The 1,009-nt window shown below is 47.8% G+C and carries 1 protein-coding gene; it reads left to right on the top strand.

Translation table 11 applies throughout. The annotated features are described in order from the left end of the window. On the top strand, nucleotides 1-1,009 hold a 1,009-nt coding region (locus AAHB90_RS32425; protein ID WP_342089481.1), incomplete at its 3' end, for an ISL3 family transposase.

Here is a 1,009-nt window from a genome sequence, read left to right as displayed (position 1 = left end):
ATGCTCAACACTCGCCTTATACTACCCCCTGGCATGAAGCTTGGAGAGGTTAAGATCAATCTTTGGCAAGGAAAAGTATTGGTCAACGCAAGCTCCCTGCAAAGGTACTCCAGATGCCCTCTTTGTAAAAAGAGGAGCAGGTCAATCCATAGTTATTATCAACGCCAGCTAGCTGATTTGCCTGTTTCTAACTATCAGGTGAAGATCCGCCTCCGAAGTAGAAGGTTCATGTGCCGAAACCACATCTGTCCACGTAAGATATTTACCGAAAGGTTCTGTTCAGACTTAGGCGCTTACAGTCGCCGCTTGCAACGCAGCCGGGACCTTTTGACAAAGATCGGTTTGGAATTGGGAGGTGTCAAGACTGCGATGATTAGCCGGTGGGTAGGTAGCTCCGTAAGTGCAGCCACAGTAATCCGAATGATTAAATCGCTTCCGGTTGTTGATGGCGTTACCTGCTCCGGCGTTATCGGAGTGGACGACTGGGCATTAAAAAAGGGCAGAACCTATGGTACAATCCTAGTGGACCTACATCAGAATAGGGTAATCGACTTATGGGAGGGGCGTAGTGCGGAAGCGCTTGAAGCTTGGCTTAAACAACATCCGGAGGTGCATACTGTGGCCAGGGACAGGGCATCGGCCTATGCATTAGGTATCCGTAAGGGTGCCCCGCAAGCCAGGCAGGTAGCCGACCGCTTTCATTTGCTGGTTAACCTCAGAGAAGCACTCGACAGAGCAATGCAAAGACAAAGCGAAGCGATCAAAAAATGTTTCGTAGCCTTTCATGACAAGCAAAATGCACATAATCAATCCATTCCTTTTAACCATGAAACCGCAACCGGCAAGCGCATGCAAACTGAAAATTCCGAATTATTTACGGGAAATGTTAGTCCCCGTAGGCAGTTTAAATTTGAGCAAACCAAAAAACTCTATGCTCAGGGGCATAGTATCAACGCCATAGCCGCTCACCTGAAATCAAACAGGAAATCCATAAGGAGATATATCCACC

Origin of the sequence: Dyadobacter sp. OTU695 (genome assembly GCF_038440355.1) — a bacterium.
GTDB lineage: Bacteria > Bacteroidota > Bacteroidia > Cytophagales > Spirosomataceae > Dyadobacter.
The sequence above is the reverse complement of the archived record's forward strand: the minus strand, read 5'-3'. Positions and strand labels throughout refer to the sequence as shown.